This is a genomic window from Bradyrhizobium sp. ISRA464 (assembly GCF_029910095.1).
Lineage (GTDB): Bacteria > Pseudomonadota > Alphaproteobacteria > Rhizobiales > Xanthobacteraceae > Bradyrhizobium.
Genome location: NZ_CP094526.1, coordinates 5,266,309 through 5,289,623, shown reverse-complemented (window position 1 = coordinate 5,289,623; position 23,315 = coordinate 5,266,309). Strand labels below are relative to the sequence as shown.

The 23,315-nt window shown below is 62.7% G+C and carries 18 protein-coding genes and 2 pseudogenes; 3 read left to right on the top strand and 17 right to left on the bottom strand.

The genetic code is table 11. From position 1 onward, the window contains the following. Positions 1-7: 7 nt before the first annotated feature. The 3 genes from MTX19_RS24860 to MTX19_RS24850 form a co-directional block, all read right to left on the bottom strand. Positions 8-1,063, bottom strand: a complete 1,056-nt coding sequence (locus MTX19_RS24860; protein ID WP_280979078.1) for an IS110 family transposase — start codon at positions 1,061-1,063, stop codon at positions 8-10. 445 nt (positions 1,064-1,508) lie between these two features. Continuing rightward, positions 1,509-2,627 (bottom strand): IS110 family transposase, encoded by a 1,119-nt coding sequence (locus MTX19_RS24855; protein WP_280979077.1) that lies wholly within the window; start codon positions 2,625-2,627, stop codon positions 1,509-1,511. A 153-nt stretch (positions 2,628-2,780) separates the two neighbouring features. Beyond that, entirely contained in the window at positions 2,781-3,671 is an 891-nt protein-coding gene (locus MTX19_RS24850; RefSeq protein WP_280979745.1) for an SDR family oxidoreductase, read from the bottom strand. Positions 3,672-4,091: 420 nt separating this feature from the next. On the opposite strand from MTX19_RS24850, the pseudogene MTX19_RS24845 reads away from it, so the two are divergent. Further along, positions 4,092-4,202, top strand: a pseudogene (locus MTX19_RS24845) (LysR family transcriptional regulator); the annotation flags it as partial. 468 nt (positions 4,203-4,670) lie between these two features. On the opposite strand, the gene MTX19_RS24840 reads toward MTX19_RS24845, so the two are convergent. Together MTX19_RS24840 and MTX19_RS24835 are read right to left on the bottom strand one after the other, a co-directional pair. Then, complete coding sequence (locus MTX19_RS24840; protein WP_280979744.1) at positions 4,671-5,861, bottom strand: IS91 family transposase; 1,191 nt, start codon at positions 5,859-5,861, stop codon at positions 4,671-4,673. A gap of 14 nt (positions 5,862-5,875) precedes the next feature. Beyond that, a complete protein-coding gene (locus MTX19_RS24835; protein ID WP_280979743.1) occupies positions 5,876-6,754 on the bottom strand; it encodes a tyrosine-type recombinase/integrase in 879 nt (292 codons plus the stop codon). A 1,691-nt stretch (positions 6,755-8,445) separates the two neighbouring features. Here MTX19_RS24835 and MTX19_RS24830 point away from each other — a divergent pair. Further along, positions 8,446-9,444, top strand: coding sequence for an aldo/keto reductase (locus MTX19_RS24830; RefSeq protein WP_280979742.1), 999 nt, complete (start codon positions 8,446-8,448; stop codon positions 9,442-9,444). Positions 9,445-9,502: 58 nt separating this feature from the next. On the opposite strand, the pseudogene MTX19_RS24825 reads toward MTX19_RS24830, so the two are convergent. Next, a pseudogene (locus tag MTX19_RS24825) lies at positions 9,503-9,811 on the bottom strand (zinc-binding dehydrogenase); the annotation flags it as partial. Between the two features lie 303 nt (positions 9,812-10,114). On the opposite strand from MTX19_RS24825, the gene MTX19_RS24820 reads away from it, so the two are divergent. Beyond that, positions 10,115-10,609: a septal ring lytic transglycosylase RlpA family protein gene (locus MTX19_RS24820; RefSeq protein ID WP_348638320.1), complete on the top strand. Its 495-nt coding sequence runs from the start codon at positions 10,115-10,117 to the stop codon at positions 10,607-10,609. 281 nt (positions 10,610-10,890) lie between these two features. On the opposite strand, the gene MTX19_RS24815 is transcribed toward MTX19_RS24820, so the two are convergent. From MTX19_RS24815 to MTX19_RS24765, 11 genes are all read right to left on the bottom strand, one after another. Next, entirely contained in the window at positions 10,891-11,859 is a 969-nt protein-coding gene (locus tag MTX19_RS24815) for a zinc-binding dehydrogenase (RefSeq protein ID WP_280979740.1), read from the bottom strand. A gap of 286 nt (positions 11,860-12,145) precedes the next feature. Further along, positions 12,146-13,141, bottom strand: a complete 996-nt coding sequence (locus MTX19_RS24810) for a nitronate monooxygenase family protein (RefSeq protein WP_280979739.1) — start codon at positions 13,139-13,141, stop codon at positions 12,146-12,148. Between the two features lie 242 nt (positions 13,142-13,383). Then, a complete protein-coding gene (locus MTX19_RS24805) occupies positions 13,384-13,818 on the bottom strand; it encodes a CBS domain-containing protein (protein ID WP_280972411.1) in 435 nt (144 codons plus the stop codon). A 262-nt stretch (positions 13,819-14,080) separates the two neighbouring features. Then, a complete protein-coding gene (gene oxlT, locus MTX19_RS24800) occupies positions 14,081-15,397 on the bottom strand; it encodes an oxalate/formate MFS antiporter (RefSeq protein ID WP_280979738.1) in 1,317 nt (438 codons plus the stop codon). 240 nt (positions 15,398-15,637) lie between these two features. Further along, on the bottom strand, positions 15,638-16,927 hold the full coding sequence (gene oxlT, locus MTX19_RS24795) for an oxalate/formate MFS antiporter (protein WP_280979737.1): 1,290 nt from the start codon (positions 16,925-16,927) through the stop codon (positions 15,638-15,640). Between the two features lie 252 nt (positions 16,928-17,179). Then, positions 17,180-17,317 (bottom strand): hypothetical protein, encoded by a 138-nt coding sequence (locus MTX19_RS24790; protein WP_280979736.1) that lies wholly within the window; start codon positions 17,315-17,317, stop codon positions 17,180-17,182. A gap of 242 nt (positions 17,318-17,559) precedes the next feature. Then, positions 17,560-17,778 carry a hypothetical protein gene (locus MTX19_RS24785; RefSeq protein ID WP_280979735.1) on the bottom strand — a complete coding sequence of 73 codons (219 nt, stop codon included), beginning with the start codon at positions 17,776-17,778 and terminating at the stop codon, positions 17,560-17,562. A gap of 51 nt (positions 17,779-17,829) precedes the next feature. Beyond that, entirely contained in the window at positions 17,830-18,975 is a 1,146-nt protein-coding gene (locus tag MTX19_RS24780) for an MFS transporter (protein WP_280986138.1), read from the bottom strand. Between the two features lie 334 nt (positions 18,976-19,309). After that, on the bottom strand, positions 19,310-20,587 hold the full coding sequence (gene frc / locus MTX19_RS24775; RefSeq protein ID WP_280979734.1) for a formyl-CoA transferase: 1,278 nt from the start codon (positions 20,585-20,587) through the stop codon (positions 19,310-19,312). Between the two features lie 63 nt (positions 20,588-20,650). After that, positions 20,651-22,381 (bottom strand): oxalyl-CoA decarboxylase, encoded by a 1,731-nt coding sequence (gene oxc, locus MTX19_RS24770; protein ID WP_280985508.1) that lies wholly within the window; start codon positions 22,379-22,381, stop codon positions 20,651-20,653. 73 nt (positions 22,382-22,454) lie between these two features. Next, positions 22,455-23,150, bottom strand: a complete 696-nt coding sequence (locus MTX19_RS24765; protein ID WP_280984875.1) for a GntR family transcriptional regulator — start codon at positions 23,148-23,150, stop codon at positions 22,455-22,457. Positions 23,151-23,315 lie beyond the last annotated feature (165 nt).

Genomic DNA, 23,315 nt, shown 5'->3' with positions numbered 1-23,315 from the left:
GGCCAGGTCAGGACGCCGTCTCCTCAGCCTTGACGCACTCGAAGGCACGTCCTTTGTTGAGAACCGCCCAGGCGATCCGGGCGAGCTTGTTGGCGAGCGCAATCGCCAGCACGTTGTGATGCAATCGCTTCTTGGCAGCTTCGATCCAAGATTTGAGGCCGTAGCGCTCCCAGCACTTCACCCTGACCAGCACTACCCATGCGGCTTGGACGAACAGCGCGCGTAGGTAGCGATTGCCGCGCCTTGATATCTTGCCGAGGATCGTGCGGTCGCCGGTCGATATCTGCTTCGGCACCAGTCCAAGCCAGGCGCCGAAGTCGCGGCCTTTCGAGAACACGTCTCCACTGCCAATCGCGGCGACCATTGCACTCGAGATAAGCGGTCCAATGCCGGGCACTGTCATCAGTCGCTCGCAAGCCTTATCTTGACGAGCCAGCGTTTCGATCTCGCTAGACAGCCCCTCGATACGCGCATCCAGCCGGCGCCAGTCGCCCGCCAGATCCTCGATGATGCGTAACATGCGAGGCGAGAGCACATCGGTGCGCGTCGCGAGGATACCCGGCAACTCGGATCGCAGGGAATGCAGGCCTTGGCGTACGGCGATGCCCCGCTCCAGCAGAAACGCACGGATCTGATTGATGACGCCGGTACGCTGACTGACCAATCGATCGCGGACGCGGTGCAGCGCCTGAAGGTCGAGCTGATCGGCTGTCTTGGTTGCGACGAATTTCATGGTCGGGCGTTGGACAGCCTCGGCGATGGCTTCCGCATCTCGGAAGTCATTCTTCTGTCCTTTCGAATACGGGCGCACGTCTTTCGCCGGCATCAAGCGAGCGTCGTGGCCGAGCATTTGGAGCTTGCGACTGAGGTGATGCGCGCCGACGCAAGCCTCCATCCCGATCAAGCAGGGCGGGAAGTTGGCGAGCCGTCTTTCCACCTGGCTGCGTGACCACTTCTGCCGCAGCACGATGGCACCGCGGTGATCATGACCTACGAGGTGGAACGAGTTCTTGCCGATATCGATGCCGATCACGGCGACCGCTGTGTTGAGGTTCCGAGACATGGCGTGCTCCTTGACCTGAGCGCCCCTTGCCAGCTTCTCGCACTGGCGGGGCCGGAGCACGGCCGGACCATTCCATTCTGATGTCCCCAGTCAAGCACACAGCGCACGGTTTTCTCATCTCCACGAGGACTCATCGTGAAGTTCTTGCGCCGATGGATCGTGCAGAGGAGAAGGCGGGACCCAAAGACGTCGGTGAACAGGCTCTGATGCGCGGGTTGGATACCGCATTTCCGTTTTTTCGTCTGGGGCTGTCCTGGTCTAGCGTCGGGCGTCGATCGGATGATCGGCCACATAATGGGTTTCAGGATTTCCCCTGCCGTGGTCCCACCTTCACCTCTGCACGATTGATGTCTGCGACTACCCCTGATCCTGATTGCAACAAAAGGGGGCTGTGGGCCGGTCGAGCGCACCTCACGACTCGAGCGGTCCACAGCCCCCAACGACGTTACGCCTGTCGAGGTGGCATGAGCTCGCGATTGATTGCCCAAATGAAGGCGGATAGCTCTCGGGCAATCGCCGTGACGATTACGGTTCGCCGCTTGCCCTTCCGCTCGAGTGAGCGGAAGCGTCCGCACAATCTGGTTTGCGCTTTCCACGCAATCTCTCGCGCGCGTCTCGGTGCGGCCTCCACCTTTGGCTGCTTGTCTCGGCTCACGCGCGGCGGATATCGATAGCTCCAGGCCGCCTCCACAAGAATACGTCGCGCCCGCCCATTACCGGCTTTGGTGATGCCGCCTCGCTTGACCTTGTCACCAGTCGAGTTTTCCGTGGGCACCAGACCCAGATAGCCCATCAGCTCGCGCGGATTTTGAAAGCGGGAGAGATCACCGATCTCGGCCAGCACCCCCACAGCCGCAATGAGATCAATCCCCCGCATCGCCTGCAGGGCCGCGACAACCTCGGCAAGCGACCACTCGGCCACCACCTCGCGGATGGCATCCTCCAAACGCTCCATCCGCTCACTTTCCTGGCGTATCCCCTCAAGTAACTCTTCGAATGCGATGCGCTGCTCGCGATGCTCGAGCTTCTGCGACATCAGCCATCTCATGTGGGCTGGTCCCCACGTTGTCTTGCCCGGATAGATGCGTCCCAGCCGCAGCATCAATGACGAGATCTGTTGACGCTTGCCCTGGAGGTCCTTCTTTACTGCCTGACGGGCGCGCGAGAGATCGCGCATAGCCTCATGGCGCTCGTCCGGCACCCACACCGCGGTGAGCTCGCCCGCGCGCAACAGCTTGGCGAGGCTTACCGCATCGCGCCGGTTCGTCTTCACTCGATCGCCGGCCTTCTTCGGAACGAGCGAGGGAGCCACCACCAGGCAGTCATGGCCGAGGCTCTTGAGCAGTCTGTAGAGGCCATATCCTGTCGGCCCTGCTTCGTAGCAAAATGTCAGATGACAGCATTTCGCTGCAAGCTTTGCCACCAGCTTTCGGATCGTTGCCTCCGTGGCAGAAAACTCCCCGAGATATCGTACCTCGCCGCCACGGCCGCCTTCGGCAATGGCTATTGCATTGCGCGATTTTGACGTATCGATTCCGACAAAGACCTCGGTATGATGACCCACGACTCGCCCTCCTTGTTTGAGGCTCTGCCCGGTCCATCCAGGCAACCCTCGTCGCAACATCGAAGGTGAGTCGCCTCATTTTGTGGAGGGGACATACAGTCTAGCAGAGATTCCTAAGCCGGCCCATGCATTAGCCTCTTCCTCAGTTTCCGTTTATAGGCTCGCAGCGACGTCACTTTCGCGTTGCCGGGCCTCAATAAGTGTCTCTGTCATGCCTGCCGGCACGACAAATGTGTTGATGGAAAAACCACCGCAGCAATTGATTGTCTGACCGGTGATGAACGAGGCGGCGGGCGATGCTAGGAAGATCGCAAGGTCTGCCATCTCGCTAGCCAAGCCGAGACGCCCCATCGGGGTCGCCCGTTCGAAGGTAGCGATGATTTCAGGACGTACCATTTTTCTGAACAGGGGCGAATCAATCGTGCCCGGGATGAGAACGTTCACCCTAATATTGTCCACCGCCCATTCCAGCGCCAGTTGACGGCTCATGGTGATAAGGGCGCCTTTGGTTGTGCTATAGGCCGACTTACGGGCGTAGCCCACAACGCCAGCCAACGATCCGACGAACACGATTGCAGGCGCGGGACTCTTGCGAAAATGCGGTAAGCAGGCCCGGGCGAGTAGTAACGGCCCGTGGACATTGGTCTGGAAGGCTGTGTCCCAGTCGCGCATGTCCACATCCTCGAGCATACAGTTGGCGCTCCATGTCGCTGAGTTAATCAGCACGTCGAGTCGGCCATATGTATCCAGTGTTTTCTGCGCTGCGGCATCGATGTCCGCTGGCTTGGACACGTCCAACCCGACGGCGACAGCCTTGCCTCCGCTTTTGTGGATTTCCGACGCGATGCGCTCGGCGTTCTTCAGGTTGAGATCGGCCACAATCACGAGCCCATCATTGGCTGCGAAGGTTCGAGCGCATGCTGCACCCATGCCGCTGCCGCCACCGACTATCAGTGCGGCAAGTCCCTCAATCTGTGATCGCTTCATCCAGTCTCGCGGCCGCTGGTCGGCCTCGGCAGCAGCGCTTGCTATCGGTTCGCTCATATCTCATGTCCCCGTCATGAATTTCCGCTTAGCACTTTGTGACCGGTTGCGAACTAGAGGCCGGCACGCACGCTATCACGGCGATCTCCGCCTTGGGTAATTAGGGTGTCCAAGCGAATTTGCGGCTTCGATCTGTTCAGCAACGGCTGCCTTACAATTTTCAAGTTGCGCCGCATCGATGACAATCTCCGCAATCTGGATATGTTGCTCTGATTTATCCTGGCTCAAAGCAGGCGCTCCCGTCAGCAGCAGCGTCGTGGTGACGCGGGGGCGCCACTTCCCTTTCCATTGCAAGCGAATTTCGGGTTTGTTTCATGAGTTCCTTCTCGCCGTGCCCTGGCAGATGAGGCAAACCTAACGCGTTCCCTCTCATGCGATTAGATGATAAACTGTGATTTGAGTAATAAGATGTGCTTATGAATGGATCGGGACGACGCCGGTCATTTACTTGCCTTCCTCGCCATAGCGAGAGAGCGCAACTTCACGCGAGCCGCGACAAAGCTCGGCATGACGCAACCGGCACTCAGCCGCGGATTGGTGCCCCCAATTCTCGGGGTACCATATCTGCTATCCCAGTCGGCGCCTGCCATCGCCGGCATTCTCGCTTCTGGTTCGACGCTCTACGATATCGTGGAAAAATAGACTGCACGTCTGCTTCTGTGAAGGGTTTCGGATGCCGGCCGTTTGAGGGACAGCGCCGCGCATTCGGCGGCCGGCGTCCGAAAGCCTCCAAGGGAGGAAACCGCGGGTAAGGGAACGTAAGGCTGTGCGGCCGGGACTATGGGGATTTGAGCGCCGCGGGCGAGATGGCTGATTTGAATCGAGCCGATGCAGCGGGTTGTTCGACGGTTGAGCGGCTGACGAACGGGCCACGGGTGGCATCGAACTCCATAATTTGTCCGTCGATTTGCGACGGCTGGGGGAAATCTGAGCGCGCTCTGCCGTGGCCGGTCGAGAGCCAGCGGGCACGACGAGCAGATTTGCAGGATTGAGACGTGATCATGAGGTGTCGATCCTGATGCGGTTCATTGGAGCTGTCGGCCGATGCCGCGGCGTTGCACCGCGCGCGAAAACCTCGATGACGATCATGCAGCCGCCACAGCATGGACAGCTCGGCTTGCTGGGATCGGCGGTAGGCTGGCCTTCAGGTTTTGCAGCGGCGAGCAGCTCACGGGCGCGTGCGACGTTGGCGGCACAAGCGCCTTTGGCGAACAGGCCGTAGTGGCGGATGCGATGCAAGCCTTTTGGCAGCACGTGGATGAGGAAGCGGCGGATGAACTCATCTGTGGCGAGCGTCATCTGCTTGTATCGATCGCGGCCCTCGATGCGGTAGTCCTTCCACTTGAAGGTGACGCCGCCCTCGTCGCAGGCGATCAATCGGCTGTTGGCGATGGCCACGCGATGGGTGTAGCGCGACAGATAGGCCGGCACCGCCTCAGGGCCGCCGAACGGCCGCTTTGAATAGACGACCCACTCGGCCGTGCGCAGCGGGGCGAGATGAGTCGCGAAGGATTGCGCCTCGGCGAGATGGGCGTGGTCGCCGAAGAAGCTGAGGCGGCCGGCTTGGTGGGCGGCGACAAGCTTCTCCAGGAACAGTCGCCGGAACAGGCGGGAGAGCACGCGCACGGACAGGAAGAAGCCCGGCCGGCACGACACCCAGCGCTGGCCGTCGGACGAGATGCCGCCGCCCGGCACGATCATGTGCACGTGGGGGTGATGGGTCAGCGCCGAACCCCAGGTGTGCAGCACGGAGGTGACGCCGATCCGCCCACCCAGATGCTTCGGATCGGCGGCGATCGTCAGCATGGTCTCGGCCGAGACCTTGAACAGCAGATCGTAGACCACGGCCTTGTTCTGGTAGGCGATGTCGGCGATGGCCGCCGGCAGCGTGAACACGACGTGATAGTACGGCACCGGCAACAGCTCGGCCTCGCGGTCGGCAAGCCAGTCCTTCGCGGCGGCGCCCTGGCACTTCGGGCAGTGCCGGTTGCGGCAGGAGTTGTAGGCGATCGTGGTATAAGCGCAGTCCGCGCAGCGCGCGACGTGGCCCCCGAGGGCCGCCGTGCGGCAGCGCTCGATCGCCGACATCACCTTCATCTGGTCGAGGCTGATATGACCGGCATGGGCTTGACGCCATGCTAGGCCATGGCTGCGGAAGATATCCGCAACCTCCAAAGCCGGGCGCGACATGCGCGGCCTGCGCGTCAGGCAGGCGGCTCGTCTCGCTTGGCGCGGAGCGGGGTGAGGTGATCCAGCGGGCTCATGACCTCGCGGATGGTGTTGGTGGCGACGCGGGTATAGAGCGCCGTGGTCTCGAGCTTGGCGTGGCCCAACAGGACCTGGATCACCCGAATATCAATGTTCTGCTCGAGCAGGTGGGTCGCGAAGCTGTGGCGCAGGGTGTGCGGCGTCACCCGCTTGGCGATCTCGGCCATGTGGGCCGCCGCGTGGCAGGCGCGCGTGAGCTGGCGCGTCGTCATCGGGCTGGCCGGCTTCAGTCCCGGAAACAGCCAGCCCTGCGGGCGGGAAATGCGGTACCAATCGCGCAGAAGTTCGAGCAGCACAGGGGAAAGCATCGCGTGGCGATCCTTGCGGCCTTTGCCCTGCTCGACGCGCAGCATCATGCGTTCGGAATCGATGTCGGATACCTTCAACGCGACGACCTCAGAGACACGCAACCCTGCACCGTAAGCGACACTGAGCGCCGCCTTGTATTTGATGCTCGGCGCCGCCTCCAGAAAGCGCGCAACCTCTTCCGGGCTGAGAACAACCGGAACCTTGCGTGGCTCGTGCATGAACGACAGGTGCTTGGCAAGCTCGGGCCGATCGAGCGTCACATTGAAGAAGAACCGCAGCGCCGAGACGGTGGCGTTGATCTTTGGCGCGCCGGCGCCGTTCGACGCCAGATGCAGCCGAAAGCCGCGCACGTCCTCCGACTGGGCCAGGTCGGGCGAGCGGCCGAGGAATACCGCGAAGTCCTTGACCCTTTGCACGTAGTCGTGTTGGGTCTTGGGCGCGAACTTGCGGATCGCCATGTCTTCGATCATGCGCTGGCGCAACGGACTGATGGCCTGCTTGGTCATTGGGGATGCTCCTGTTTTGAGTGAAGGTTGCGAACCCCTCATCTCAAAACAGGACGCCCCGTCGCGCTATCGTCTTGGCTGCGTCGCCAGCCCCAGCGCCCTACCGCGCGAGCGGTTTAGTCCTGTGGCCCTTCTGCGACCTAGCGCAATGTCCGCTGTTCCGCCGCTATTGAGAGTTGAGCGGACATCAGTCCGCTGGTCGCTTAATGAGTACGCGACCTACTTGTGCTGAGTGTGCCGTGCTAGCCAATGGGCGAAGCGCTACGTTACGATCGTCACGATTCAGTATCGCACCGGCGACTCTGACACCATCGAGGGCCTTAACAACACTCAGCAGGATCAGATTATGGAGTGGTTCGGCCCGAAGTCCAACTGGCCAACCGGGCGCGTACCCATGATTCTGAACATCCGGTGGGCGCTGTCGTATTGGAACGTGGCACACGCAACGCGGGGCTCGGGCGGCGCAATCTTCGGGTACGATTGAACGTCCGGCGCGGCGACGCGCGAGCCCCCGCTGGCATGGGTTTGCTTAGACGTCGGCGTGTTCCGTTTGTTCATGGACCAGCAATCTCACGATTATTACAGAGACGAGGCGCTCGGTCCGCCGCGCATCTTTATACGATCTGCCGTTTTACCGCTTCCGCCGAATGCGCCCGTTCGCGAATTGGCAGCGATGCAAAGGACAAGCTGCTGCAATACCTGAAAGAGAAAAGCGATCCGCGTGGTGCACCTCCAGATGGTACGAGCAGCAGCAGAGTGCCTAGAGGCGACACCTCGCATGGTTGTTTGTCCGGTATTGGCCCTTTTGAGGCGCCCGGACCGGCGCCAACGGCGCCCGTTCAATAGGGTTGACCGGAAGTCGTTGCAGCAAGCCGTACCGACGCGATTGACGCAAAGCGGCCAAAACACCGCACTGACAAGGATACTGGTTGCGGCCGGAGCTCGAATTCTGACTTCCCTGTCGGAAACTAACCATTCGGCACCGGGACATTGAGCGTTATTCCCAGAGATATAGGAACTCCTGGAGACCGACTGCATTCAAACTTGGCCAACAGCGCAGCTGATGAGCTCGCTGTGCATTGGCACACCTCAATTCAGAAGAGGAGTTGATAATGAGGAAACTCGCGATCCTTGCGGCAGGCGTATCATTGCTTGCAGGGTCTTGCCCGGCCTATGCGGCAGACCATCTATTCACCGCTGTGGCTGCGGGCGGATTGTCAACCACAACAAGCCAGCCATTCATGAACGGACTCAATAATAAGGCTCCGACGGCTGACGCGGTCCCGGGTCAGGGCAGCGTGCTTTCGGGCTTTGAGTCCACCGTCCCGGCAACTGATACGACGACTGGGGCTACTCTCAAGACGCCTCCGCCGGTCGGCACCAAGACTGCGCCATCGAGCAACGCCTCGATACCCTGATCCAGCCGACAGCGATTACTTCGGATCGCGCCACGATTTTCAGCATGGAGGACCGCATGATTTAACGCGGCGATATTGCTATTCGCACCGATAACCAAGTGAGCTTGCGTCGAGGCCTTCTGCTGCGTGCGGCACTGGGAGGTGTTCCAATCGCTGTTGTGTATCGCTTGCCCGCTTGTTCCGTCTGCGGATGCTGAGCCACGGCGGCAAATACCAGGGTTGAGGGACAGCCGTTCAATCTTGCATAGTGTCTACTCCCTCGGAGGAACGGCGATGCAATTGCGGGTCTTTGGGCGCACCGGAATGCAGCTCTCGGTCCTGGGCTTCGGCTGCGGTGCCGTGGGTGGATTGATGGTGCGTGGTGATGCTGCCGACCAGGAGCGTACGGTTGCGCGGGCGATCGCCGCTGGCGTCAATTATTTCGACACAGCGGTGCAGTACGGCAATGGCGCGTCGGAGCAGAACCTTGGCCGGGTCTTGCGGCAGCTGAAGCCGCCCAATGTGGTCGTCGGGACCAAGGTCCGATTGCAGCCCGGTGAGTTTGGCCGCGTTGCTGATACGGTCAGGCTTTCGCTCGAAGGCAGCCTGGCCCGCCTCGGCCTCGATCAGGTCGACATCTTTCATCTGCACAATCCGATCACCGAAGCCGGTGGCGGCGCGACGCTCAGCGCTCGGCAGGTGCTGGACGAGGTGGTGCCGGCGTTCATGCGCCTGCGTGACCAGGGCAAGGTTCGTTTCCTCGGGATGACGGCCGTCGGCGAGACCGTGGCCCTGCAGCAGGTGATCGATGCCCGCGTCTTCGACAGCGCGCAGGTCGTCTACAACATGCTCAATCCATCAGCCGGGGAGGATCTGCCACCGGGCTATCCGGCGCAGGACTATGGCCGATTGTTCGACCACACCAAGTCTGCCGGCGTCGGTGTCGTGGGCATCCGTGTGCTCGCCGGTGGCGCGTTGTCTGCTTCAGCCGAGCGTCATCCGATTGCGGGCCCGGCGCCCGAGCCGATCGGTTCGGCGATGAGCTACGATGCCGACATCGATCGCGCGCGTCGACTGCTGCCGCTGGTCGAGGACGGATTTGCTGCAAGCCTGACCGAAGCCGCCACGCGGTTCGCGCTGTCGCATCCGGCCATGGGCACGATCCTGGTTGGCATGGCGACGCCGCAACAGTTCGAGGAGGCTCTCGCGGCAGTTCAGAAAGGCCCGCTGCCGCAAGCTGCGCTCGACAGGCTGTCAGCCTTGCGGCAGGCCTTTTCCGGCGAGACGCGCTGATCATATCATTTGCGGCGGGACAACTGCGCCTGTTGTCCGCTGCACGGCGCGGCGTCCGCTACAGCGTCACCACGATCTTGCCGAGGTGCTTGTTCGCTTCCATGTGCTCGAACGCCTTGCCGATGTCGGCGAACTTGTAGACCTTGTCGATCGGAAGCTGCAGCTTGCGCTGTTCCACCGCGGGCCAGATGTCTTTCCTGACCTCGTCGAAGATCTCGCGGATCTCCTCGATCGTGCGGGTGCGGACACCGAACTCCTTCAGCCGTCCGCGACGCGTCGCATCGGTCGAGGATCCCACCACGAGCTTCGCGCCCTTCAGCTTGGCGATCTGCATCGCCATCAGCCCGACGCCGGAGCTCGCGCCCTGGAAGCGCGGGCTCGCTGTCATCCGCTTTTGAGCCCCGAGCGGACACCGGCCAGAACGCTTGCTCCTACTCACGCGCAGTCGAAGAAGTTCTGTGCAGTCATGCTGCTGACGCAATCTCTGTCTTAGTCGGTGAGAACTAAAAACACTGCGTGAGGACCTCCCCGGTTCCCACAACGGTTCCATCGCCAGCATCGGCACGAATCCGCAAAAAATTGGCACGAGTTCGTAAACGCCTCCGCGTTCGCTTGACCATGTTTTACGGCATCGGGAACCGAACGATCGAAAAAAATCAGTCAAGGAGTTATGATGCTATTCGGCTCGAGCGCCGCAATTTGCGGCGCCGTGGTTGCGCTTGCCATGTCTGTTACCGTTGCTCGAAGTGAAGCCAGTACGGTTCATTCAAGCGCCGTCGTCATTGCTGCTTCTGGGGATGCGATCGTCGGCGCGGCATCCATGTACAATCCGTTCCGGCCCGGATGGCGGGAGGGCGGCTCGAAGACAGCCTCCGGCGAGCGCTATGATCCCTCTGCCTGGGCGGCTGCCATCAAGACGAGTTTGCGTCAGAAATTTGGCGGGGTGCAATTTGGCGCGAGGCCGAAATATGCCCTCGTTGAGGCTGAGGGCAAGAAGGTCATCGTCAAGATAAATGACGTGGGGCCACTAACGCCTGGGCGCATCATTGACCTCAATGAGCGGACGATGCGCCATTTCGATCCAAGCCTGCAGCTCGGAGTAATTAACGGCGTAAGAGTTATCCCGCTTTCAGGAGACTATTGGATCCCCGGACCGGTTGGCTGAACGTCGCAGCCGAAAGAGCGCAGCCTCCTCCCGGGTAGTGGGAACGCTTCGATGGCCTCTTCGTCGCTGATCTTTGAGGCGATGCCCCCCTCTGACGGCAAGGCGCCGGCCGGCGCAATTTGCGTTGCCATCAGTGCGTAGTAGGATGGGTGGAGTGCAGCGAAACCCATCATCTCACCGCGCGGATATAATCGATGGGTATCGCTGCGCTCCACCCATCCTACGTACTCAGCGCAGACCGTTCGGCCAAGCCGCACTACGCACTTCAGCCTGGTTGCCCGCTACAGCGCCACCACGATCTTGCCGAGGTGCTTGTTCGCTTCCATGTGCGCGAACGCCTTGCCGATGTCGGCGAACTTGTAGACCTTGTCGATCGGAAGCTGCAGCTTGCGCTGTTCCACTGCGGGCCAGATGTCTTTCCTGACCTCGTCGAAGATCTCGCGGATCTCCTCGATCGTGCGGGTGCGGAAGGTGACGCCGATATAGTGGATGCGGCGCGCCGCATGCAGGTCGAAGTTGAAGTCGGCATGGGTGCCACCGAGCCGGCCGACATTGACGATGCGGCCCTTGATCTTGGTCGCCGCCAGGTTCTGGTTGGCGACCTTGCCGGAGACCTGGTCGACGATCAGGTCGACGCCCTGGCTGTCGGTCGCCTTCAGCACCTGATCGACCCAGGCAGGATCGGAGGAATCGATCGCGAGATCGGCGCCGAACTCCTTCAACCGTCCGCGGCGCGTCGGATCGGTCGAGGATCCGACGACGAGCTTGGCGCCCTTCAGCTTGGCGATCTGCATTGCCATCAGCCCGACGCCGGAGCTCGCGCCCTGGATCAGCACGGTCTGGCCCAGCTGCAGCGCGCCGTTGGTGACGACGGCGTTATGCATGGTGGCGAGCGCGACGGGGAGGGTGGCGGCTTCGTCGAAGTTCATGTTCGACGGCGCGCGGAACAATCGCCCGTGATCGGCGAGCGTGTACTCGGCAAACGCCGCGCCGCCCGAGCCCATGATCCTGTCGCCGACCTTGACACCCTTGGCATCGGGACCGAGCTCGGCGACCTCGCCGGCCCATTCCATGCCGAGCACGGTGCCGACGCCGCCGGCAGCGCCATGGGCGTGGCCCTTGGTCATGCCGAGATCGGCGCGGTTGAGGCCGCAGGCGCGGACCTTCACCAGCACCTGCGTGCCTTTCGGCGTGGGCTTGGCGACGTCGGTGATTTCGGGGCCATTGGCCCCGTACACATAGGCTTTCATGGCTCTTCTCTTTCTATCGGCTCGACCGCTGGTTCAGGGCGGCCTTGCTGTCACCTCTCCCCACCGGGGAGAGGTCGGCGCGTAGCGCCGGGTGAGGGGCCGCGGGTCCCACGGGAGAGCGGAACCCCTCACCCGTATCGCATCTAACGATGCGACATAGCCGAAGCTTCGCTTCGGCGTCCTTGGAGACGGCCGCCAACGGCAGCCTATGCCTCTCCCACAAGGGGAGAGGTGAACCGATGATGCGGCCGCAGTTCGATCTCATTTCATCGCAATTGCAACCCGCCTATTCGGCGGCTTGGCGCTTGGCGCCGGACATCATGGCCTCGAGCCGCTCGCGGATGATCGCTTCCGCCTCGCGCACGATGCGTGAGATGAGCTCGGCGCAGGACGGGATGTCGTGGATCAGGCCCTGCACCTGGCCGGCCGACCAGATGCCCTCGTCGGCATCGCCGGTGGCGTAGACCATCTTGCCACGGGCGCCGGCGACGAGCTCGCGGACGTCCTCGAACTTGGCGCCTTGCTTCTCCATCGCCACGACCTTGGTCGAGATCGCGTTCCTGGCGACGCGCGAGGTGTTGCGCATGGTGCGGAAGATCAGCTCGGTCTCGCGCTCGTCATTGGCGACGATGCGCTCCTTCACGAGCTGGTGGATCGGGCTTTCCTTGGTGCACATGAATCGCGTGCCCATGTTGATGCCGTCGGCGCCGAGCGCGAGTGCGGCGACCAGGCCGCGGGCATCGCCGAAGCCGCCCGAGGCGATCATCGGGATCTTCACCTTGTCGGCCGCGGCCGGGATCAGGATCAGGCCGGGGGTATCGTCCTCGCCGGGGTGGCCGGCGCATTCAAAGCCGTCGATCGAGATCGCATCGACCCCCATGCGCTCGGCGGACAGCGCGTGGCGGACGCTGGTGCATTTGTGCAGCACCTTGACGCCGTGCTTCTTGAACTCGTCGACATGCTCCTGCGGCTTGTTGCCGGCGGTCTCGACGATCTTGATGCCGCTCTCGATGATGGCCTGGCGGTATTCGGCGTAAGGCGGCGGCTTGATCGCGGGCAGGATGGTGAGGTTCACGCCGAACGGCTTGTCGGTCATCTCGCGGCAGCGCGCGATTTCCCTGCGCAGGTCATCCGGCGTCGGCTGGGTCAGCGCCGTGATCATGCCGAGCGCGCCGGCATTGGCGACGGCTGCGACCAGTTCCGCGCGCCCGACCCATTGCATGCCGCCCTGCACGATCGGGTGGTCGACGCCGAACATCTCGGTGAAGCGTGTCTTGATCATTCTGCCCTCGTTTCCACTGGAATTTTCCGTGACGCGGACGGCCGCGCACAGTTGTTATGGATGTCGAGCGGCAGGATGCAGTCCTATCAGGCAAATGTCTACCGGACAGGGGCGGCGGGCCCATGCGGAATTGGGAGGCTCGCGCACGAGCTCAAACGAGGGACGCGCTGACGGTTCGATGCATCTGCGCAAGCGCCAACGATCAATCACGTCGCATACGGCGCAACACGCTTGCGATGATCTCAGGCCGGCACGGCCTGCCGCACCGAAGTCGTCGCGTGCTCGTCGAACGCGGCCGAGATGTCGCGCATGCTGACGACGCCGATCAGGCTGTAATTGTCGATCACAGGCACGTGGCGGATATGGTGCTTGTTCATCAGATGGCGGACGTGATCGAGCGTATCCGTCGAGCTGCAGGACACGAGCTGCTGCACGGCAACGAATTGCGACACCCGCATGCCGGCGCCGGCTGCGCCGTGCGTGGCGATCGCGCGCACCACGTCGCGCTCGGTGAACATGCCGACGGCGGTGTTGCCCTCGGTGCGGACGACATCCTTCACCACGAGCGCGCTGATATTGCTGGTGCGCATCAGTTGTGCGGCGATCGCCACGGTCTCGTTCATGCGAACCGTTGCAACGCGGGCGGTCTTCTTGCGCAGGATATCTCCGACTTGCATGGCAACCTCCTTGGGGTCATCAACAGCGCAAGTCTGGTATACATAATGCCAATTGTCAACAAGGCGATGGTGCTGTTCAACGACGAAAATATGCCTGAAATAGGCAGGTTATCTGACGTTTTCGCCGATTGTCGTCGCAGATTGTTGAAGCGAGAAATCTCGTCAAATCGAGGCTCTTGCATTTGGTATGCCTGAGATCGTGGGGTCAAAAGAAAGAGGCGCACCGAAGTGCGCCTCTTTTGACTCAGCCTGCGATGCCGGATCAGGCCGTCTTGGCGGTGGCCGCCGTCGCGGCCTCGGCGGCGGCCTCGTTGCCAAGAATGAAGGCGCGCCGTAGCGGCTTGATCACGAACACGGCCATCAGCGCGGCGGTGGCATTCAGCGCGACCGCGATCACGAACACCGCATGCCAGCCATAGTTGGTGGCGACGATGCTGGCAGCCGGCACCAGCAGCGACGCCGTGCCCTTCGCCGTGTAGAGCATGCCGTTGTTGGTGGTGGCGAACTTCGCGCCGAAGGTGTCGCCGCAGGTTGCCGGAAACAGCGAGTAGATCTCGCCGAACACGCCGAAATAAACCGCGGTCGCCAGCACGAACACCAGCGGATGATGGCCCCAGGTCGAGAGCGTCAGCAGCATCAGCGCGCCGGTGCCGAAGGCAATGAACATCGTGTGCTCGCGGCCGATATTGTCGGAGACCCAGCCGAAGAACGGACGTCCGAAGCCGTCGAAGATGCGGTCGAGCGAGATCGCGAAGGTCAGCGCCGCCATCTGGAAGCCGGCGAGGGTGACCGGCGTGGTGGCGATCTTGTAGTCGTGCGCGATCGGCGCGATCTGCGCCGCCGCCATCAGGCCGCCGGCCGCGACCATCACGAACACCAGATACATGATCCAGAAGATCGGGCTGCGCAGCACCTGCGGCGGCGTGAAGTCGATCTTGGTCTGCGGCAGGTTGAGCTGCTTCTTCTTCGGCGGGATCGCCACTGCAGGCGGGCGGATGAAGAAGGCAAGCACGAAGACGACCAGGCCTTGCCCAATGCCGAAATCGAAGAATGCGGACTGGTAGCCGCTCGCGGCGATCATCTTAGCGATCGGCACCACGGTGAGCGCGGCGCCTGCGCCGAAGCCGGCTGCCGTCGCACCCGCGGCGAGGCCGCGGCGATCCGGAAACCATTTCAGCGCATTGCCGACGCAGGTGCCGTAGACCGAACCCGCGCCGATGCCGCCGAACACGGCGGCGATGTAGAGCAGGGTGAGTGAATCGGCGTAGGAGTTCAGCACCCAGGCCGACGCGATCATGATGCCGCCGAACATGATGACGAGACGCGGGCCGTATTTGTCGACGAACCAGGCTTCGATCGGCACCAGCCATGTCTCGGTCACCACGAAGATGGTGAAGGCGAGCTGGATCGCCGCGCGGCCCCAGTGATGCGCGCCGTCAATCGGATCGACGAACAGCGTCCAGCCGTACTGGAGGTTCGCGATCATCGCCATGCAGACGATGCCCATGATAAGTTGCAGCCAGCGGAAGCCGCTGGACGAAGGTTGTGCTTGCGTGACAGCTGTATTGCTGGAAACCATCAAGTCCTCCCGAACGCGCTCTAGTTCTTGTGACCGAGTGTCGCAATTCTTGTGGCTTATTGTCACAAGCCATCGACCGATGTTGGTATACTATATCCCAGAAAGCAAGCTTATCCTTAGGTTGCGCCGCAGCAAAATTGGCATGCAAGGCGCCCACCGGCGTCCGTACCCCCGACCTCCGCAAACGGAAACGCCCGGCGTCCTGCCGGGCGTTTCGACGGTTGGAGATGCGCTTGACGCTTACGCCGTCGACTTCGCCACCACGATCTTGCGCCAGGGCTTGAGCACCGCGATCGCGAGCAAGGACGCGAGAATGTTGGCGCCGGCGGCGATGATGAAGACGTTGTCCCAATGGCCCGACGACTGCTGCATGTAGTTGGCGATCGGCACCAGCAGCGCGGCGGTGCCCTTCGCGGTGTAGAGCAGGCCCGCATTGGTGGTCGCGAACTTGGCGCCGAACGTGTCGGTGCAGGTCGAGGGAAACAGCGAATAGATCTCGCCCCAGGCGAAGAATACGAAGCCGGACAGAATCACGAACCACACCGGATCGTGGCCGAGCATGTGGAGCGCCCAGATGCCGAGGCCTTCCATGCCGAAGGCGATGAACATCGTGTTCTCGCGGCCGATCATGTCGGAGATCCAGCCGAAGAACGGTCGCGTCAGGCCATTGAGGATGCGGTCGATGGTTGCGGCGAAGGTCACCGCCGTCATGGTCATGCCGACCAGGGTCACCGGAATGTTGTCGACCTTCCAGTCCACCGCGATCGGCTTCAGGTTCGCCGTCACCATCAGGCCGCCGGCGCCGACGATCACGAACATGAAGTACATCAGCCAGAAGATCGGCTGCCGCAGCACTTCGGTCGGCTGGTAGTTGCGCCGGGTCTGGACCAGGTTGGCGTTCTGCGCCACCTGCGGCACCTGCCCGGCCTTCGGCGCGAGCAGAAAGAAGGCGAGCAGCACGATGACGATGCCCTGGCCGAGACCGAAATAGAGGAAGGTGGTCTGGAAGCCGGAGTCCTTGATCATGGCCTGGATCGGCGCGACCGTCAGCGCCGAGCCTGCGCCGAAGCCTGCTGCGGTGATGCCGGCGGCGAGGCCGCGCTTGTCGGGAAACCATTTCAGCGCGTTGCCGACGCAGGTGCCGTAGACGCCGCCGGCGCCGATACCGGCGATGATCATGCCGAGATAGTAGCCGTTCAGCGTGGTCGCCTGCGCGTTGATCACCCAACCGATGGCGCACAGCACGCCGCCGACGAGCACGACGACACGCGGGCCGTATTTGTCGACGAACCAGCCTTCAACCGGCACCAGCCAGGTCTCGAACAGCACGAAGAGGGTGAAGGCCCACTGGATCGAGGCGCGATCCCATCCGAACTTCTTTTGGATATCGGGGACGAAGAACGTCCACCCGTACTGATAATTTGCGATCATCACCATTGCGGCGACGCCGATCGCAAGTTGCGTCCACCGATAGGTGTCGCTGACGCGCGCGGCCGTAGGGGCCGCAGTTGCCTGAGCCATATCCGACATTGATCCTCCCAACGCGCTTATCGTGATTGTGCTTTTGGCGCGCGGCGGCCATCTTGGTATTCGATATGCCAAGGTTCAAGCGGCCGCAGCGTCAGCGTGCGCTTATGCCGCAGCGTTGCCCGTGGTCGCAGTGGATGGCTGGCCCAGCGCAAAAAAATGGCCCCGGAGATCGGGGCCATTGCACGAAAACGTCGATGTCGGATCAATCTCGCGGCGAGAGCCGTTCGCTCACGCGTGCAAGAGTCCTGCGGCTCAGAGGCCGAAACGCGGCAGGTCGCCGTTGCGGTTGGAGATCTCCGCGCTCTTCATCAGGAGGCGGTCGATCGTGGCCAACAGGCGGCCGAGCAGGGTGGCGGACGGCGCGAGCGCAATAGCAGTGGTCTTGGACATTGGTGTCCCCTTTCGGCTTGAGGCCGGCGAGGTGCCGGCTCATCATCTGGGGTCAATTTAGGTATACCAGATGCCAGTCACAACGGGCTTGTTTGCATAGCAGCATTCGCGATTGTGCATCGCAACAAAAATCACCTGATTGGGATCCCAGATCGCCCAGGGCCGCGGGAACTCGGCCGCGATCCCTGGGTAGGTCCGCGGGGAGGACGCCGGGCCGTTTCCGAGCACACGCAAGGCGTGCGTCACGCCGTCTCATGGTTGTGGCGGTATTCCTGGGTGAACCCGCCATAGCCGTAGGAGACCGCCCCGCAGTCGATGATATGGACGTTCGCATGCGGATGCAGATTGCCGATCAGCTTCGACAGCAGCGCGAAGGCCTTGTTCTGGTAGACCGACTTCTCGTCCCGCGTGCTGGTGCCCTCGGTGATCGTCACCTCGAGCCGAATGAATTCTTGCCGCACTTGTCGGCGAGGTGAGGCTGCTGCTGATTGCGCAGTTTGCGTGACATCTCCTCAAAGTTCTTGATCGTTCGCACGCTTGACGGTCGTATCGATGGCAAGCAGTCCGGCGAGCGACAACAGGGCAAAGGCAAGACCGCTAAGGAATGTGGCTGCGGGCCCAAGCGCGTCCCACAGCGCGCCTGCGATGACGCTCGAGCAAAGCATTGCGACGCCGCTCAACAGGTTGAAATACCCGTAGGCGGTGCCACGCAGCGAGGCGGGCGAGGTATCAGCGATAAGCGTTGCGAACAGGCCTTGTGTCAGCCCCATGTGCAGGCCCCAAAGGGCTACGCCGAGCGCCAGCCCGCCCAGATTCGCGAGGGTGGCCAGCGTGAGATCGGCGGCAGCGAGGCATACGAGCCCGATTGCGAGCAGGCCGGTGCGATTGATCCGGTCGGACGGCACACCGGCTGGATAGGCCGATAGCGCATAGACGATGTTCATTAGCACCAGCACCGCGGGGACCCACATCGCGTCAAGTCCGACATTTTGTGCGCGCAGGATCAGGAACGCCTCGCTGAAGCGGGCGAGCGTGAATACGACGCCGATCCCGACCACGCGCCAGTAGGGTTTCCCGAGATGCTTCACCGCGGCGAGGCTCAGCGGGTTTTTCGCTCGGCTTCCGTTGGAGTGACGCCGCGGCTCTTCGACGGCGAGGACGATCAGGGCGAGTGAGAGGAAGGCCGGAATGACGGCAAGCCAGAACACCGCGCGGAAATTATCGGCGCTGGTCCGCATCAGGGCGATGGCGAGCAGGGGACCGACGAAGGCGCCGACGGTGTCGAGCGATTGCCGAAGCCCGAAGCTCGCGCCGCGCAGTTCGGGCGGCGCGATATCGGCGACGAGCGCGTCGCGTGGCGCGCCGCGTATGCCCTTGCCGACGCGATCGATGAAGCGGGCGGCAATCAGCCAGCCGACAGTCGGCGCCAGCGGAAACACCGGCTTGGTGAAGGCGGCAATTCCGTAGCCGATCGCCGCGAGCAGCTTGCGCTTGCCGAGCCAGTCGGATAGCGCGCCCGAGAATATCTTTGTGATCGAAGCGGTCGCTTCCGCGATGCCTTCGATGAAGCCGACCGTCACCATCGAGGTGCCGAGCACGGTGACGAGATAGATCGGCAGCAGCGCGTGGATCATCTCCGACGAGATGTCCATCAGCATCGACACGAAGCCCAGCGCCCATACTCCCGCGGGGATTCGGGCCGGTGGGAGAGGTGAGCTGGGTTCGTCCTTCACCTGCTGCCTCCCTCGGTCGGGCAATAAAAAACCCGCTACAGGCGGGCTCACCATCGTTCCGGCGACAGAGCCGTCAGCTCGTCTCGGCGGGACGCGTCAGCCCACGCCCGGCGAGTATCAGCAGATTCTAGCGCCGCTTCGCTGAGACATTAGCATTCAGGCAACGCCAGAAGGAAGCGCAACCAAGGCGTGGTCTGCAACAAAGGCCGCCGGAGGCCCCGGCGGCCCTTGTGAATGCTGCGACGAAGCTGAAGCGTGCTTACTCGGCCGCCTGCTTCCGCGGCGGATCGAGCGCGCCGGAATCGTGGATCTCGGCGACCTGGTGATCGGAGAAGCCGAGCACCTCGCGCAGGATCTCGTCGGTGTGCTCGCCGAGCAGCGGCGAGCGCTTCACGTCGCTCGGTGAGTCCGACAGCTTGATCGGGTTGCCGACCGAGAGGTACTTGCCGCGGGTCGGATGATCGACCTCGACGACGGTGCCGGTCGCGCGCAGCGACTGATCTTCCGCCAGCTCCTTCATCGACAGGATCGGACCGCAGGGGATGTCGTCCTTGTTGAGGATCTCCATCGCCTCGAACTTGGTCTTGGTCATCGTCCACTGCTCGATGCGGGCGAAGATCTCGTTCAGCCGCGGCAGACGGGCGGCCGGCTTGGCGTAGTCCGGATGGGTCTTCCAGGTGGGCTCGCCGATCACGTCGCAGATCTTCTCCCAGACCGGGGCCTGCGTGATGAAGTAGATGTAGGCGTTCGGATCGGTCTCCCAGCCCTTGCACTTCAGGATGCGGCCCGGCTGGCCGCCGCCGGAATCGTTGCCGGCGCGCGGCACCGCGTCGCCGAACGGAATGCCTTCGCCGAACTGGCTGTATTCCTTCAGCGGGCCGTGGGCGAGGCGCTGCTGGTCGCGCAGCTTGACGCGCGACAAATTAAGCACGCCATCCTGCATCGCCGCGGTGACGCGCTGGCCCTTGCCCGAGTGGGTGCGATGGTAGAGCGCGGTGACAATGCCGAGCGCGAGGTGCAGCCCGGTGCCGCTGTCGCCGATCTGCGCGCCGGTCACGAGCGGCAGACCGTCGCGGAAGCCGGTGGTCGAGGCGGCGCCGCCGGTGCACTGCGCGACGTTCTCGTAGACCTTGCAGTCCTCATACGGGCCGGGGCCGAAACCCTTGATCGAGGCGACGATCATCTTCGGGTTGATGCTGTGGATCTTCTCCCAGGGGAAACCCATCCGATCCAGTACACCGGGGCCGAAGTTCTCGACCAGCACGTCGCACTGCTTGATCAGCGCCGTGAGCACTTCCTTGCCCTTCGGGTTCTTGGTGTCGAGCGTGATCGAGCGCTTGTTGTGGTTCAGCATGGTGAAATACAGGCTGTCCACGTTCGGGATGTCCTGCAGCTGGCCGCGCGTGATGTCGCCGACGCCGGGACGCTCGACCTTGATCACATCCGCGCCGAACCAGGCCAGCAACTGCGTGCAGGTCGGACCCGACTGGACGTGGGTGAAATCGAGAATGCGAACGCCCGTGAGCGCCTTTGTCATAATGTCTGCTCCGTACTCTATGTGCCCCTGCACCCGCAGGGAGTGATGGGTTGAGGGGACCTGCTATTTCTTCTTCAGAACGCTTTGCGGATTGAGGTTGCCGATGCGGCCGCTCTCCGAGCCGGCGGCAGGATCGATCACCGCGTTGATCAGCGTCGGCTTGCCGGAATCCAGCGCGGCGTTGACCGCGCGCTTCAGCTCGTCGGGAGAGGTCGCATTGACGCCGACGCCGCCGAAGGCCTCCATCATCTTGTCGTAGCGCGAGCCCTTGACGAACACGGTGGTCGCGGGATCCGAGCTTGCACTGTTGACGTCGGTGCCGCGATAGATGCCGTCATTGTTGAAGATCACGACGCAGATCGGCAGCTTGTAGCGGCAGATGGTCTCGACCTCCATGCCCGAGAAGCCGAAGGCGCTGTCGCCCTCGACCGCGAGCACGGGGTGGCCGGTCTCGATCGCGGCGGCGATCGAATAGCCCATGCCGATGCCCATCACGCCCCAGGTGCCGACGTCGAGCCGCTTGCGTGGTTCATGCATGTCGACCACGCCGCGGGCGAGGTCGAGCGTGTTGGCGCCTTCGTTGACGAAGATAGTGTCCGGCCGTTCCTTGATGATCGCACGCAGCGCGCCGAGCGCACCGTGATAGTCCATCGGCGAGGCGTTGCTCATCAGCTTCGGCGCCATCTTGGCGACGTTCTCGTCGCGCTTGGTCGCGATCTTGCCGACCCAGTCGGCCGGCGCCGTCGGCCAGTTCGCGCCCATGCCCTCGAGCAGCGCCGTGACGCAGGAGCCGATATCGCCGACCACGGGGGCCGCGATCTCGACGTTGGAGTCCATCTCCTTCGGCTCGATGTCGACCTGAATGAATTTCTTCGGGGCGTCGCCCCAGGTCTTGCCCTTGCCGTGCGACAATAGCCAGTTGAGGCGGGCGCCGATCAGCATCACGACGTCGGCGTCCTTCAGCACGGTCGAGCGCGCCGCGCCGGCGCATTGCGGATGCAGGTCGGGCAGAAGGCCCTTGGCCATGCTCATCGGCAGGAACGGCACGCCGCTCTTCTCGACCAAGGCCTTGATCTGCTCGTCGGCCTGCGCGTAGGCGGCGCCCTTGCCGAGAATGATCAGCGGCCGCTTCGCACTCTTGAGCACGTCGAGCGCGCGCTTGACCGCCGACGGGGAGGGGATCTGCTCGGGCGCCGCGTCGATCACCTTGACCAGCGACTTCTGGCCGGCGTCGGCATTCATCACCTGGGAGAACAGCTTTGCGGGCAGGTCGAGATAGACGCCGCCCGGACGGCCCGACACCGCGGCGCGGATGGCGCGCGCAAGTCCAATGCCGATGTCCTGGGCATGCAGCACGCGGAACGCGGCCTTGCACAGCGGCTTGGCAATTGCGAGCTGATCCATCTCCTCATAGTCGCCCTGCTGCAGGTCGACGATCTCGCGCTCGGAGGAGCCCGAGATCAGGATCATCGGGAAGCAGTTGGTGGTGGCGTGGGCGAGCGCGGTGAGGCCGTTGAGGAAGCCGGGCGCCGACACTGTGAGGCAGACGCCGGGGCGCTTGGTCAGGAAGCCCGCGATCGACGCGGCATAGCCGGCGTTCTGCTCGTGGCGGAATGACAGCACGCGAATGCCCGCCGCCTGGGCCATGCGGCCCAGGTCCGTGATCGGGATACCCGGCACACCGTAGATGGTGTTGATGCCGTTGAGCTTGAGCGCCTCGATGACGAGGTGGAAGCCATCGGTCAATTCTTGCTCGGTGCCCGGTGCCTCGGACTTCGCAGCGGTATTCAGCATCGGCATCGTCTCCCTGATCGTTCTTTTGTTTCGGACGATCTGATGGTCGTCTGAAGCGTGTGGACTTTGAGTGCTACGTAAAGAGTTCTTGGCCGTGTGCCTCGACATAGGCCGCCAGCCCAAGCGTGTGATCGCGCGCACGTTTCTCGGCGAGCTCGGTGTCGCGCGCTTCCAGCGCCTCGATGATCCCGAGATGTTCGGGCAGGGAGGTCGCGGTGCGGTCCTTGCGGCCGATCGTGAGCTGGCGATAGCCGCGCACATGCAGCAGCAGGTCGTTGGTGAGGTCGACCAGCACGGGCGATTCCGACAGCGAGATCAGCGCCTGATGGAATGCGATGTTGGCCTTGGAATATTCCTCCACGTGATCCTGCGGCAGGCGATCGGGGCCGAAATCCTTGAAGAAGTCACGCAGCGCCGTGATGTCCTTCTTGCGCGCGGTGGTCGTGATCAGGCGCGCCGCCATGCTTTCCAGCGCCGCCCAGGCGCGGATCATGTCGACGATCTCCGCCTTGCTGCGGCGGATCACGACGATGCCGCGGCGCGGCACGGTCTTCACGAAACCGTCCTGCTCGAGCATCGCGATCGCTTCGCGGATCGGCGTGCGGCTGACGCCGAGCCGTTCGGAGAGCGCGCGCTCGTCGAGCATCACCGGCTCGGGCGTCGCGTAGATGTCCATCTTCAGAATCGCTTCCTTCAAGGCCTCATAGGCCTTGTTCTTGAAGCTCGTCTCCGGAGCGATCCGGACGATGGCGATGTCTGTGTCTGCCATGATAGGCGACGCCTTGGTCTGTTTTGGTTCGGGCACGACTCGTCTCCTCCTCTTGGAGACGTCTTTTTAGCAGAAGAAATTACCTTAGTTTTTGGCATGCCAAATACCAGAATGTCAAGATACCTTTATTTTCGGCGCTTTTGAGCATTCGGTGACCTTGACAAT

Excerpts from the sequence above, each read along its gene's own strand:
- MTX19_RS24860 (WP_280979078.1), bottom strand. The coding sequence starts at position 1,063 with ATGTCTCGGAACCTCAACACAGCGGTCGCCGTGATCGGCATCGATATC.
- MTX19_RS24850 (WP_280979745.1), bottom strand. The coding sequence starts at position 3,671 with ATGAGCGAACCGATAGCAAGCGCTGCTGCCGAGGCCGACCAGCGGCCG.
- MTX19_RS24840 (WP_280979744.1), bottom strand. The coding sequence starts at position 5,861 with ATGTCGCGCCCGGCTTTGGAGGTTGCGGATATCTTCCGCAGCCATGGC.
- MTX19_RS24835 (WP_280979743.1), bottom strand. The coding sequence starts at position 6,754 with ATGACCAAGCAGGCCATCAGTCCGTTGCGCCAGCGCATGATCGAAGAC.
- MTX19_RS24830 (WP_280979742.1), top strand. The coding sequence starts at position 8,446 with ATGCAATTGCGGGTCTTTGGGCGCACCGGAATGCAGCTCTCGGTCCTG.
- MTX19_RS24820 (WP_348638320.1), top strand. The coding sequence starts at position 10,115 with ATGATGCTATTCGGCTCGAGCGCCGCAATTTGCGGCGCCGTGGTTGCG.
- MTX19_RS24815 (WP_280979740.1), bottom strand. The coding sequence starts at position 11,859 with ATGAAAGCCTATGTGTACGGGGCCAATGGCCCCGAAATCACCGACGTC.
- MTX19_RS24810 (WP_280979739.1), bottom strand. The coding sequence starts at position 13,141 with ATGATCAAGACACGCTTCACCGAGATGTTCGGCGTCGACCACCCGATC.
- MTX19_RS24805 (WP_280972411.1), bottom strand. The coding sequence starts at position 13,818 with ATGCAAGTCGGAGATATCCTGCGCAAGAAGACCGCCCGCGTTGCAACG.
- oxlT (WP_280979738.1), bottom strand. The coding sequence starts at position 15,397 with ATGGTTTCCAGCAATACAGCTGTCACGCAAGCACAACCTTCGTCCAGC.
- oxlT (WP_280979737.1), bottom strand. The coding sequence starts at position 16,927 with ATGTCGGATATGGCTCAGGCAACTGCGGCCCCTACGGCCGCGCGCGTC.
- MTX19_RS24790 (WP_280979736.1), bottom strand. The coding sequence starts at position 17,317 with ATGTCCAAGACCACTGCTATTGCGCTCGCGCCGTCCGCCACCCTGCTC.
- MTX19_RS24780 (WP_280986138.1), bottom strand. The coding sequence starts at position 18,975 with ATGCTGATGGACATCTCGTCGGAGATGATCCACGCGCTGCTGCCGATC.
- frc (WP_280979734.1), bottom strand. The coding sequence starts at position 20,587 with ATGACAAAGGCGCTCACGGGCGTTCGCATTCTCGATTTCACCCACGTC.
- oxc (WP_280985508.1), bottom strand. The coding sequence starts at position 22,381 with ATGCTGAATACCGCTGCGAAGTCCGAGGCACCGGGCACCGAGCAAGAA.
- MTX19_RS24765 (WP_280984875.1), bottom strand. The coding sequence starts at position 23,150 with ATGGCAGACACAGACATCGCCATCGTCCGGATCGCTCCGGAGACGAGC.